This is a genomic window from Aldersonia sp. NBC_00410 (genome assembly GCF_026342035.1).
GTDB lineage: Bacteria > Actinomycetota > Actinomycetes > Mycobacteriales > Mycobacteriaceae > Aldersonia.
Genome location: NZ_JAPENM010000013.1, coordinates 22,221 through 35,488, shown reverse-complemented (window position 1 = coordinate 35,488; position 13,268 = coordinate 22,221). Strand labels below are relative to the sequence as shown.

At 66.2% G+C, this 13,268-nt stretch carries 9 protein-coding genes; all 9 read left to right on the top strand.

Annotated features, from left to right (window positions below):
- Positions 1–22: 22 nt before the first annotated feature.
- The 9 genes from whiA to OG921_RS24050 all read left to right on the top strand — a co-directional run bounded on the left by whiA (position 23) and on the right by OG921_RS24050 (position 13,253).
- Complete coding sequence (gene whiA / locus OG921_RS24090) at positions 23–1,090, top strand: DNA-binding protein WhiA (protein ID WP_266115104.1); 1,068 nt, start codon at positions 23–25, stop codon at positions 1,088–1,090.
- 43 nt (positions 1,091–1,133) lie between these two features.
- Positions 1,134–2,843: a PIN domain-containing protein gene (locus OG921_RS24085; RefSeq protein WP_266115103.1), complete on the top strand. Its 1,710-nt coding sequence runs from the start codon at positions 1,134–1,136 to the stop codon at positions 2,841–2,843.
- Between the two features lie 322 nt (positions 2,844–3,165).
- Entirely contained in the window at positions 3,166–3,657 is a 492-nt protein-coding gene (locus OG921_RS24080) for a hypothetical protein (protein ID WP_266115102.1), read from the top strand.
- Entirely contained in the window at positions 3,599–7,036 is a 3,438-nt protein-coding gene (locus OG921_RS24075; protein ID WP_266115101.1) for a hypothetical protein, read from the top strand. The genes OG921_RS24080 and OG921_RS24075 overlap by 59 nt, the downstream gene beginning before the upstream one ends.
- Positions 7,029–7,760, top strand: a complete 732-nt coding sequence (locus OG921_RS24070; RefSeq protein WP_266115100.1) for a helix-turn-helix transcriptional regulator — start codon at positions 7,029–7,031, stop codon at positions 7,758–7,760. The genes OG921_RS24075 and OG921_RS24070 overlap by 8 nt, the downstream gene beginning before the upstream one ends.
- Positions 7,757–8,401 (top strand): hypothetical protein, encoded by a 645-nt coding sequence (locus OG921_RS24065; RefSeq protein WP_266115099.1) that lies wholly within the window; start codon positions 7,757–7,759, stop codon positions 8,399–8,401. The genes OG921_RS24070 and OG921_RS24065 overlap by 4 nt, the downstream gene beginning before the upstream one ends.
- Positions 8,398–11,007, top strand: coding sequence for a DNA polymerase I (gene polA, locus OG921_RS24060; RefSeq protein ID WP_266115098.1), 2,610 nt, complete (start codon positions 8,398–8,400; stop codon positions 11,005–11,007). The genes OG921_RS24065 and polA overlap by 4 nt, the downstream gene beginning before the upstream one ends.
- A 453-nt stretch (positions 11,008–11,460) precedes the next feature.
- Positions 11,461–11,847 (top strand): helix-turn-helix domain-containing protein, encoded by a 387-nt coding sequence (locus tag OG921_RS24055; protein ID WP_266115097.1) that lies wholly within the window; start codon positions 11,461–11,463, stop codon positions 11,845–11,847.
- A 56-nt stretch (positions 11,848–11,903) separates the two neighbouring features.
- The gene (locus OG921_RS24050) at positions 11,904–13,253 is read left to right on the top strand and encodes an integrase core domain-containing protein (protein WP_266115155.1); all 1,350 of its coding nucleotides are present in this window, start codon (positions 11,904–11,906) and stop codon (positions 13,251–13,253) included.
- Positions 13,254–13,268: the final 15 nt, after the last annotated feature.

Sequence of the window (13,268 nt, the reverse complement as noted above, 5' to 3'; positions counted from 1 at the left end):
CGAACGACGGAGGAACGCTGACATGACCCAGAGCACCGACGCCTTGGCGGTGGAATCGGAGACGACCGCGACCGTTGCAGAGACGGCATCGCACCGCCCGGCGCTGGGCCGCGACGGGAACCGGGCAGCCACGCCGCCGATCGGCGCGGGCGGAGTTGGCGGTGCGATCAAGGAGGAACTGTGCGCGGTCACGGTCATCGACCGGGCGGCTCGTCTCGCCGAACTGTCGACGCTGCTGCGCTTTGGCGCGCGCCTCAAGACGATCACCGGTGCCACCATGATCGAGGTCGAACTCGACTCGCTGCCCGTCGTGCGACGCCTGCAGCGTGAGCTGGCCGCGTTGTTCGGAGTCCGCACCCGAGTGCTGCAATTGACTCGGGCCGCTGCCCGTGGGCCGGATCGGTATTTGGTGCGGATCGGTGCCGCAGACCGACTCGCGCGCCATGCCGGGCTGATGGATCCGCATGGGCGGCCAATGCTGGGGCTGCATCCCGCGATCGTTTCCGGTGGGCCAGAGATCGCGACGGCGGCGATCCGTGGAGCGTTCCTCGCTTCGGGTCACGTCGACCGTGGGCGGATCCGTATGGGACTGGCGATCGCCTGCCCGGGTCCGCTCGCGACAAGCGCGGTCCTTGGGATGGCCCGCAAGCTCGAGGTGTTGGCCGAACCCCGTTATGCCGGTCGCGAAGTCACCGTGACGATCCGCGGAGCCGACCCAGTCGTGGCGTTTTTGGAACGGATCGGGGCTGACCGCCACGCTGCGCTGCTCGCGCACAGCGGAGACCTCGTGCCGAGTGGGGTAAGCCGGTCTCAAGAGAACTTCACCGACGCCAACCACGCCCGCGCAGTCCAGACCGCGGTGAGGATGGCCGAACGCGCCCGCCTCGCGCTCGGACGCCTCGGTGACCTCGCACCCGATCATCTGCGGGCGGCGGGTGAGCTGCGTATGGAGTACCCGACGGTCGGTCTCGCCGAGCTCGGGAGCCTCGCCGACCCGCCGATGAGTAAAGACACGATCGCGGGCCGGGTGCGGCGGCTGATCCTGATCGCGGAGGCCCTCGACGATCCACAAATCCCGGGGAACGGGTGACGCTTCGTGGCGAAATACGCTGGTGCTCGGACAAACTACTGAGGTGACCAAGTCGATCATCATCCTCGATAGCAACATCGTATCGAGGTCCCCGCACCTGGATTCTGACGATTGGATCGTCCTTCACGCCCACGCGGAGGAGTGGCAGCTGCAGTTCGCTGTGCCAGCAGTCGTGGTGATGGAAACGGTGAACGTGGTCCACAGGGTGTGGCGGCCCTCATATGACAAGTTGAAAGGGCTCGTGGCTTGGGTCGACCAACTCGGCCGGCGGACAGAGATCGACGCGATCCTCAGCGCGGCGGAAGCGCGCCATGCCCGCTATGAGGACGAACTCACAGCCCGGCTCGAAGTGTGCGGGGTGGAGGTCGTGCCGGTACCTAGCTCGATCAGTCACATGGAGATCGCACGCCGAGCTTCGGAACGCAGGGCTCCGTACGTCTCAAGCGGTCACGGTCACGGTCAGGACCAGTCGACCAAGGATGGATATCGCGACACCCTGATCTGGCTGACCGTGCTGTCGATTGCGGAGCGGGATCCGAGCTGTGACGTGTGGTTCGTAAGCGACAACTATTCGGACTTCGGCACGAAGGGCGACGGTTCCAAGGATCCCAGGGATACACAGGAATATCCTCTTCGATGGCACCAGCAACTGGAGCAGGAGCTCACGGCCAGGGGCCTGATTGACCGCGTGTTCTACGCCAGGGGGTTACACCGCTTGGAACAGCACCTGCAGTCCAAGTTCGCACCTCTTTCGGATGAAGAACTTGCGGAACTTTGGGAGTCGGTCGACCAAACCGAATTGGACCGGGCACTCGTTCTAGCGCTGTTCCGCGCGGAAGTAGAGCCGCGGTCTGCTGCGCTTCCCTTAGATACATTGTCTGCCACCGTGATTTCCAGCATTCGGGAGCACGATTCCCTCCGGCTCAGCGAGGCAGCGCACAGAGCCGCTGGAACCTGGACTGCCCAGTTCAGCTGTGAGGTGGAGGTCGGCCTCGAGGTCACAAATCACCGGATGGACGTCAGCGAAACGTCAAAAACACTCGTCGTCTCAGGCCGCGTGGTTGTCGCCGCCGATCACCGATTAATCGGTCTCACCATAGAGGCTCTCGAAGCTCGCTCTGACGATCCGATGCGACGGTCGTGGGCGAGAGCTGACGCGGTAGGGATGACCGCCCCGGAACTACGCCGCCTCAGCGATGCCCTCGCCGCGTACGGGACCGCCCCGGAACTACCCAGCCTCAGCGATGCCCTCGCCGCGTACGGGACCGCCCCGGAACTACGCCGCCTCAGCGATGCCCTCGGCAAGTTAAATATCGCCCCGGAACTACCCGGCCTTAGCGATGCCCTCGCCGCGTACGGGACCGCCCCGGAACTTCGCCGCCTCAGCGATGCCCTCGGCAAGTTCAATATCGCCCCGGAACTACCCGGCCTTAGCGATGCCCTCGCCGCGTACGGGACCGCCCCGGAACTTCGCCGCCTCAGCGATGCCCTCGGCAAGTTAAATATCGCCCCGGAACTACCCGGCCTTAGCGATGCCCTCGCCGCGTACGGGACCATCCCGGAACTTCGCCGCCTCAGCGATGCCCTCGGCAAGTTCAATATCGCCCCACAAGCGCTCGGCCTCAGCGATGCTTTCGGCGACGGAATCGGCATCAGCGATGCCCTCGGCGGAGGCCAAGCCCCCAGAAATGTAGATGACAGCATCGCCCAATTGGATTCAGAAGTAGACGCAGACGAAGGTGGCGATGTGTAGCGACCGGCCGCCAATCCCAATGATTAGCATCGCAGTTGCGTCAGACGATCGGTCGACAAAGTCTTTGCTACGACTGTCGTCGGCGTCTGCGGGTTGTTCGGTGAAGGATCGCTTCCAGGGGCGACGACGTTGGGCGGGCCGGTCGTCCTTCGACGTTTCTCATTCGCCCAGTATGGATGTGCCTATCGGTCAGGCCTCCGTCCACGCGATCGGAGCAATTATCAGCGCGGCACGCGAGACACGAACGTGCCTCGCAGATGATGCGACACGCGCGTACATCATGATGTACATGATGATGTAGCTCATCTAGTACGGTTTGGGCATGTGCGCCTTCCGTGAAGTGCAGCCGATCACGACCTTCCGCAAGCATCTGCCCGCGTTCATGAAGCAGGTGGACGTTCCCGGAGCGAGGGTCTACGTCGGTGCGTACCGGAAGGCCGAAGCGGTGCTGATGTCGGTGAACGGTGAACTCCCCGATGATGTTCGCGACGAGCTGGTGCGCGCGTTCGGCATGCGAGAAGCCGGTCAGGCCCGGGCCCGAATTGCGGCCGCCGGCCACCTCGATCAAGTGGGTGAGCCGATGGGGCGCGTGGTGACCTGGATGTGGCGCTCGCAGCCCGAGGAAGCCGCGGCGTTTCTGCGGCGCTTCGTCGCCGATCTTGCTGCGAACCCGGACACCGAGCCGCCCATTGTGCTGGCCGATCTGTTGCGTGCGTTGCGGGCGAGCCTGCCCGAGGATTTCGGTGCGGACGAATATGCCGAGCTCTGTGCTCGTACCCAACTCGGTGGGAGCGGTGGCGATGTCGACCGGTGAGCGGGGGCCGCAGGAGGTCGCCGGTGTTTCTGCCGATCGGGCGGATGTGCATGCGATCGTGGTGACGTCGCGGGGATCCAGGACTGCTTCGGGGGCATCGTTGACCGGGCCGGTCGATTCGGTGGAGAAGCTCGGGCAGCTGCTCGAATGGGCTTCGCGTAGCGGAAGATTGACTCGGTGCCCGGATGGTGCGGACCCGCAGTTGTGGATTGTGGGGCGGAAGGCCTGCGCGCTGCTGGGGTGGGAGATCGCGGAGCGGCCGTCGGCCGAGCAGGCGCGGCGGGAAGAGGTCCGGGCAGCGCTGACCAGGGCGATCGGAGCGAACGCCGCTCCGCTGATGGAGCGTGGCTGGGCGGTGCGCGGCAACGGCCACCGCGTTGGGCTGTCGCAGCGCGGTGGCATGGCGGTCGAGGTGATTCTGCAGCCATACGCGTGGACCGATTCCGGGCTGCCGGTGCCGGGGGTGCTCGGGCCGGAGCTTGCCGAGGGGGACGCGGGGGATGACGAGAGCGTCGCGGCCGAACTCGGGCGGCGGTTGAGCGTGTGGTTCGGGCAATTCGCGACGCTGCCTAGGACGGATCCGGTCACGACTGGATCGGCGATCGTCGATCGTATTCGCGCACGGCGGGACAAGCGCGGCAAAGGTCTGGTCGTCACTGGGTCCGGGGCGTTGCCCGCAGGCGTGGGTCCCTTGTCGGAACGTGTTCAGCCGCGGTGGACGAGACTGCCCGTCGACGACTTCCGCGAAGATGTCGATCTCGTTGTGCTCGAACAGGTTGCGGGCCTGATCGCCTCGGCCGGAATGGTTAACCTCGGGCATGGGGCCACGCAGCATCTGAACAGTGTGGCCGCACGTGATGCGGTCGCGCGGGGAAAGCTCCCATTCGCGTTGTGGCACGTCGTTCTGCCTGCCGCCGCAGGGCTCGTCGATGAGCTGCCCGAGTTCTTGCCACTGCCGGATCCGCGGATGCGGTACGACGAGCCGGTTCGAGCGTGGTTGACGACCGTGGAACTCGAAGGGCTGTGCGCGACGGTTCGCGATGGCGGTGCCGGGTTGGCGGTGGCCGATCTCGATGTCGGTGAGGCCTGGGTGTGGGCCAGGCAGGGGCGCGCGCTCGAACCGTTCGCGCGTGCGCTTCGTGAGGCACGGGAGGCGCGGGAAGCCTTGGGGGACATGCCGTTTGTGCAGCTCGTGGATCGTTGCGCGGCGAGTTATCTCACGAGCCTGGCCGACGCCGCGCGGTGGGAATCGCCCGAACAGGTGCACCATCTTCAGCCGGCGTGGCAGGCCACGATTTGTGGGCACGCACGGTTCCGTGGCCGGACCGCGGCCATGCGGATTTCGCGTGAGTATCGGGTATGGCCGCTGCAGGTCAGCGATACCGCCATGGTGTACGCAGTCGAACCGGGCCTGGATCTGTCGGATGGTTCGAGCAGACTCGGCCGCATGGCAGTCAATGGGCGCGTCGAGCTCGACGTGTTCACCGACGAGGACCTGGTGCGTCTGGTCCAGCCCGAGAGCATTGACGATGTGGCCGCGGCGCTGGATTCGGCCGGGCTGGTCACCACCGCGCAGGGCATTAGCAGCATCGTCGACGTCGAGGCCTCGGCGACACCCGATGCTGAGGAGACCGCCCTTCCCGCCGACACGCGCCGTGGTGAGAACCGGGATTCGAAAGGCCCGGCCGGTGAACCGGTCGATGAGGACGTCGCGGCCGCTGCCAGTGGCGGGAAGAACGATCAGGACCGAGCAGGCGACGATCCTGCTGTGCGTGACGATCTGGTCGACGGTGACGAGGTGGACACGGAGATCGCTGCACCTACCCGCGTTGCGACCCGGGAGCAGCCGTTCACGGGTCCGGCGGTGGTGCTCGACGTCGATGGCGCGTTCCTCGGCGACGGCACCCGCCGCCCACTTCCCCAGAAGTGCCGCCACGTCGGTGAACTGGTCGAGTTCGCCTCCGAGCTCGGCCTCGGCACACGCCTGTCGAAGACGTTCAGCGAGCCCGGACAGATCTGGATCACAGACGCCCTCGCGCAGCGGTTCGGGATCACCGATATCACCGCGATGTCGCGGCGCGGGCGCAACGACGAGCTGCGCAAGCTAACCGCGACGCTGCCGTTCGTCACCGACGCCGTCGCCGCGGGGTGGTCGATGAGCGGCAGGAGCGGCGAACCGGCCGGACTCGGCGGTTGGACGAGAGTGTGGCGCGAGGGGGTCACCGGGATGTGGGTCGTGCTGATGTCGGGGCTGAGCACTCGCCGCGACGACATGCCGATCCTGTCCGACGAGCCGGGCGCGGCGGTGACGGCGCGGCGGCTGGGGCTGATCGCCTCGACGCTCGGATATCCGTGGAAAGTGAGCGCGCCGATGACCGCAATCGACATGATGCGCGAATCGCGTTCCCAGACTTGGTCGCCCGAGCAATGGAACGGGGACGTGATGGCGGGATCGACGTTCAAGGCCCCGGGCAGGATCATTGCCGCCGACATCGAATGGAGCCGCGAACCGAGTAAAGTGGAAGCGGGACTGCGGTATCTGCACTGCTATGACCGTGGCGGTTCGCACACCGGGCCGATCGCGGGGCTCGAGCTCCCCATCGGGCTGCCCACGCACTACGGGCCCGGGGAGTGGGAATTCGACGACCGGTGCCCAGCATACATTCTCACCACTATCGGGGATCCTCTGGACTTGCGGTTCCCGCATCCGCTCAACCCCGTCGCGGGGCGCAGGTTCGACGGCCCGCAGTGGGTGACCACGCCGATGTTCGCGCGGGCCGTGGAACTGGACTACCAGCTCGAGATCCACGAAGCCTACGTGTGGCACACCCACGGGCGGGTGCTGCGCGGCTGGTACGAACCGTTCGCGCGCGCGACTGTCGACCTCGACAAGCCGGACCCCGATCTGCAGGCGGTCCGGGACCAGCTCAAGCTGATCCGCACGGCGGGGGTAGGGATGCTGGCAAGCAAGTCCCTGATCGACAAGGACAACAACCCGTTGCCCGGGTACTCGCCCGAGCGGCGGTTCCATATCATCGCGAAAGCGGTCGCGAATATTGTCTACCGCGTCCACGAGGTCGGGAAGCTGACCGGGCGCTGGCCGCTGGCCATCACCCGCGACAGTGTCTGCTACGCCTCCGATGACCCCGATCCGGTCACGGCCTGGCCGATGCACGATATCGAGGCCGCTGACCCGAAGCGGCGCACAACATTTGGTCGCGCCTTCGGGCAGTACAAGCCCGAACGGTCGGGACTGCTCGCAGATCAGCTGCCCTATCTGAACGGGCGCCCGTACAAGGGCAAGCATCTGCTGACCAAGTACACCGACTGGGTCGCGGGCGAGCACGCGGCGGCGGGGGAGGGCAGCGCGGATGAGTGACCCGTTCCCGGCGGCACATCCGTGGACCACGCTCGAGAACCTGCGCAATGAGGGCGGCGGCTCCATCGTGAACGGCACCGTCGACGTCGACAACGTCGCCAAGTCGCTCGGCGTCTCGAAAATCCACGTGCGCAACGTCATCGAGCAATTCGCCGACACCGGTAGATCCAAGGTCTTCGCCGCGATCACCGGGCGAAGCGGCGCCGACACCACCCGTCATGCGGGTGTTCGTGGTGCGCTCATCGCCGCCTACGGACCGGGGAAACGCGGCGGGGCGGTCGATGTGAAGGCGGCGGCCAAAGGTGAAGGTGTGCACAGCAGCACCGTCTACCGCTGGCTCAACGGGAAAAGCACCCCCAACACCGACAACCTCGCGCACCTCGCCGGGACTGCCCGGCGCGCGGTCACCACCAAAGCCGGGCGGCGCCGAGCGGTGCAGGCGCGGCGCAGCACCAGCGAGGGCAAGCATGCTCTGAACTATGGTGCGCGGCTGCGTGTCACCGGCTACCAGGGCGTGGAAGGGTACGAGCGCGACCGCACCGTCTACTGGGACCTCGACCCCGACCAGGTCGACGCGATGTGGAACTCCTACGTCGACGGGGGCGAGGCCGGTCTGCTCGACTGGATGCGCGGCTACGCGGCCGGCGACGATTACGGCAACACCGAGGACTGGAACGTCTTCCACTTCGACGACATCGGTTTTCCCGACAGCGGGTCGACGTGACCGGCCGCCCGGACGAAGTGCCCGCGGGCCCGGTGTGGACCCGCGGACGTGTCGCGCAGCTGCTGCGGGACTGCTACGGCCAAACCGCGCGCGGCGCAGTCGATGTCGCTGCCGTCGCACGCGTCGAGAACGTGAGTACGAGAACGGTGCGGCGCTGGATCGCCGGCAGCGACGAGGCGCCCGCGGCGATCCCCGCCGCGCGGCTGGCGGCACTGACCACAGGCGGCGCCGCCGTCGAGAAGCATGCCGCGGCGAAGGCCGAGTACGCGCGCGAAGCGATCCGCGCGATCGCATTACCGAAAGGCCGCGGGATCCTGCCGCCATGGAAACGCGACGGATGGCTCGACCAGCACTTGGTGATGGTCCTCGACCTGCATGCCGGGCCGTGGCGGCAGGTTGTGCTGACCAGAGGTGGAGGGCGGGCGTTGACCGAACTGCGCCGCCGCGGCGAACCCATCGACGTCACCACCGTCGCAACCAGGTTCCACGCCGACGTCCTCGTGCACGAGGTGATGAACCGCATGGCGCCCTGGCAGATCCAGGCGCGGTTCATGACGAAAGGTCGCGGGCAAACATGGTCCGAGGACGCTCCCAAGGTTGACCTGTCAGTCCTGGCCGTGGAGCTCGGGCTCCGTTCGTGAGCGAAACCAGTGAGGGTGCCGGGGTGCTGATCGTCGAGGGCGTTTCGCTGCTCGACCGCGCCTTCAACAGCGTCGCGGTGACCAGTTTCGCGACCCGCGCCGGGGAACCCGTGAACGCTGTCCACGGGTTTCTCACCGTGCTGCTCGACGCCATCGACGCACGCTCGCCGACGAGGGTGGTGGTGGTCCTTCCCGAATGCGATGATGCCGGCGCCGGGCAGGTGACCGGGTTACCGGCCGAACTGAACGCGCAGCTCCCGGTCATCCGAAACATCCTGACAGCGTTGGGAATCACGATCGTCGAAGCCGACGCCGCTGCGGCCGGCGATGTCGTGGCGTCGCTGACGGTGCGTGAGACGGGTCCGGGTGTGCGGATCAGAGTCCTCGGTGCCGACGCCCGGCTCGCGCAGCTCGTCACCGACGAGATCAACCTGCTGCGCAGCAACGGCCCGGGCTCTGCGCTGGTCGAGTTGGGGCCCGCCCGGATCCGGGAGCGCTACGGCGTGACGCCCGAACGTCACGCCGATCTCGTCGCGCTGTGCGGCGATCCGGCATTGCAGCTTCCCTCCGTGCCCGGAGTGGGAGCCAAGACCGCCGCGCGGTGGCTGCGCGAGTTCGGTGACCTCGACGCCATCCTCGCCCGTGTCGACGACATCGCCGGCCGCGGTGGCGCTTCACTACGTGCACACCTCGACACCGTCCGCGCAAACCGGGAACGCAGCGCACTCACTACAGTGGACCTTCCGGCCGAACACCAACGGCCACCGCGTGCCTCGCGCGGCGAGATCGACGAAATCTTCACCGATCTCGGTCTGCCGCAGCTGCATTCCCGGATCCTGGATGGCCTACCCGACACCAGCGGCGACGACGGTCAGATCACCGAGCTGCGCGATGCTGCCGGCTGGCTCACCGAACACGGTTACAGCCGCCGCGTCGGTGTCGCGGCGGAATTCGGGCCGCACGGCGATCTCACCGCGATCGCGGTCGCGGTCCACAACACGGCGGGCTACCTCGACCTCGCCACGGCAACCGAAACCGACCGGGCTTCGGTCGCGGCATGGCTCGCGAACCCGGACACCCGTAAAGCACTGCACGACGCGAAACCCGCCATCCGGGCCCTGCGACGGCACGGATGGGCCTTGCACGGTGTCGACGCCGACACCGCGCTCGCGGCCTACCTGCTGGCGCCCGGCGACGGATCGTGCCGCCTCGGCGACCTCGCCGCGCGGTACCTCCCGCATAGGAGCGCCGAAGCAGGCGCAGCGCTCGAGAACTCGCTGCTCGGCGCGCACCGACCCCCAGCGGAAACGCTGGTGGCCGCGGCCCGGCACGTCGCCGAACTCGGCGACGTCCTCGACGCCGAACTCGCGCGCACCGGCATGCTGCAGCTCTACCGCACCGTCGAGCTCGCTCTGCTGCCCGTGCTCGGCGACGTCGAAGCCATCGGTGTCGCCGTCGACCGGGACAAACTGCAGGAGCTGCGCAGCGACTTCACCGGCACCGCCGCGCGTGCCACGACCGCGGCCGGCGAACTGCTCGGTGAACCAGTCAACCTCGGATCGGCGAAACAGCTGCAAACCACGCTGTTCCAGACCCTCGAGATGCCCGCCACACGAGCCACCAGGACGGGCCACAGCACCGACGCCGCGGCGCTGAAATCCTTGTACGACCGCACCGGCCACCCGTTCCTTCGGCATGTCCTCGACCACCGTGAAGCGACCAAACTCCGCGGCGTCGTGGACACCCTGCTCAAGGCCATCGACAGTGACGGGCGGATCCACACCACCCTCACCCAGACGGTCACCGCGACCGGGCGGCTGTCCTCGATCAACCCCAACCTGCAGAACATCCCCGTCCGCAGCACCGCGGGGCGACGAATCCGCGAATCATTTACCCCCGCCACAGGATTCGATACGATCATGAGCGCGGACTACAGCCAGATCGAAATGAGGATCATGGCGCACCTCTCCGGAGATCCCGCGCTCATCGCCGCATTCGAATCCGGAGAGGACCTGCACCGCTACGTCGCTGCCGAAGCATTCGCAGTCGCACCCGCCGACGTCACCAACGAACAACGACGCCGCGCGAAAGCCATCTCCTACGGGCTGGCCTACGGCCTCACCGCCCGCGGCCTCGCCGGCCAACTCGGCATCGGTGTCAACGAAGCACGCCAACACCGCGCCGCGTACTTCCACCGATTCGGCGGCGTCCGCGACTACCTCCAAAGCGTGGCCGAACAAGCCCGGACCACCGGATACACCGAAACCCTGCTCGGAAGGCGCCGCTACCTACCCGACCTGTCCAGCGCCAACCCCACCCGCGCCGACGCAGCCGAACGCGCAGCCCTCAACGCACCCATCCAAGGATCCGCCGCCGACATCATCAAACTCGCGATGCGCGACGTCGCCGCCGCACTCAACCGCAGCGACCTGCGATCACGCATGATCCTGCAAATCCACGACGAACTGCTCTTCGAAGTCGCCCCCGGTGAACATGATCAGCTCGCTCGCCTCCTCCAGACCGCCATGACCACGGCGATAACCCTGTCGGTACCCCTCGACATCGACATCCGCCACGGCACCACCTGGGCAGCCACCGCACACTAACCTCGTGGTTCGCACACGCCTTCGCGCAAGCCTTCGCACCATCCATCGCACGCTGGCAGGGGGAGTGGGAGTGTCTGAACAGCGGTGGACTGATCTTTGGTCTGACACGTTGATCGTGAGACTGGCGGTAAGGACTGGCGATGTCGGAAACACCCGATCCCGGTGGCTGATCGGACAGCCCTGGCAGGCAAGCGGCGATTGGAGATGGCAAGGGGGACATGGCATATAAGGGGTGGCTAGGCTACCGATATTGTGCAGCCAGCCAACGGTGCGGAATGGTGGCCTCAAAATTGTGCCGGCTCCAGATGCGTGGTGTACGAGGTCAGGTTGACCGCGTGATTGGTCAGTGCCGGAGTAATTGCCTCGTTCTGACGTGTATGGGTTCAGGACATCTTTGACCGTTCGTCATCGGGACATCGTTGACGGGCAACCCGTGCATGCCACGCTCTCGTGGTGGTCAATCCAAAGGTTCCTGAATCTGATTCCGAAGTTGCGGCACGTGTCACGGTGGAGATCCGTCTACGCGCTGTCACCGAAGTCAACGACGGCGCGCCCGTTGGTGAGGTAGCCGAACGGTACGGCGTCACGCGGCAGACGGTCACGGCGTGGCGTAAACGCTACGAGGCCGGCGGCCTGGACGCTTTGGCCGATCTGTCGCGTCGCCCGCATTCCAGCCCAGGCCGGATCTCTCCCGATCTCGAAGCGTTGATCTGCGAAATGCGCCGCCACCATCGACGCTGGGGAGCCCGACGCATCGCGTACGAACTGACGCTCGAAATCGGCGAACAAGCCCCGTCGCGATCTACGACCCACCGCGTTCTGGTGCGCAATGGTCTTTGAATAGCCAAGAGCAGCAACATAAACGAGTCTACAAACGGTGGGCACCCGAAGTGCCGATGCACCTGTGGCAACTCGACATCGTCGGCGGAGTGTTCCTGGTCAACGGCCGCGAGCACAAGATGCTGACCGCCATCGACGACCATTCCCGGTTCGTCGTCGCCGCCACCGTCTTACCTGTGCCGTCCGGTCCTGCAGTGTGCGATGCGTTCCTGGCCGCAATCGCCCGCTGGGGTGCACCATTCGAAGTGCTCACCGACAACGGCAAACAGTTCACCGGCAAGTTCACCAGACCATTACCGGCCGAGGTCCTCTTCGAACGGATCTGTCGCGACAACGGCATCACCGCCCGATTAACCAAACGACGCTCTCCAACGACCACCGGCAAGGTCGAGCGCTTTCACAAGACATTGCGACGCGAACTTCTCGACGAGACAGGCGCATTCGAATCGATCGAGGCTGCCCAAGCGGGAATCGACGAATGGGTTCACGCCTACAACACCGTGCGGCCCCACCAATCGCTGGACATGGCTACGCCAGCGAGCCTGTTCCGCAACCGAGCCACCGATCCGGAACTACACCCGGTCGCCGGCGTCGGCCGCCCCGACAAGCCGGTTGGTCCCATTCCGCTGATGACACCGCCCAACGTCCGCAGTGGGCCACGACCGATCGAAATGGAGGCCCGTGTGCCGCCGTCGGGCGTTGTGGTGATCGCGGGTCTGCAGCAGCTCTGGATCGGCAAGAACTACGCCGGGCTGACGGTGACCCTGTGGATTCACCTGACCAGCATCCACATCCTGCTCGCCGACGAGGTGATCAAGACCGTCTCGTCGCGAGTGACCACCGCCGACCTCGAACGCTTGTCACTACGCGGAGTTCGCGCCGGACGACCCGACCCCGCGCCGCCCACACCACCCAATCCCGGTTCCAACAGACGACCGACGCACATCGAAATCGAGCGCACCGCCAACCGCGACGGCATCGTCGTTGTCCGCGGTCAGGAGCTGGCGTTGGGCACCGGGGCCGCCGGAACTCGGGTGACGCTGAGATTCGACATCGGCCTCATCCACGCCTCGGCGGGCAACATGCTACTCAAGACGCTACCGAACCCGTTCTCTGTCACGGAGTTTCAGGATATCAGAGGTGCCCGGCCCGCGACTACGGCGCTGCCGTTGCCGCCGCCACCTGGGCCGCAGAGTGTTCAGCGGCGAGTTCCCAAAGATGGTGTCGTGATGGTTGCTGGACAGCGACTTCGAGTGGGACGAACACACGCCGGCACCATCGTCACCGTCGTGGTCGAAGATCATCACTTCCGCGTGCTCGACGGCATCAAGGAGCTTTCACTGCACGCGCGGGCATCGACCAAACCCATCCGCAACTTCAACGCTCACCGCCCCCGGAAGCGGTAACCATGTCCCGGTGAC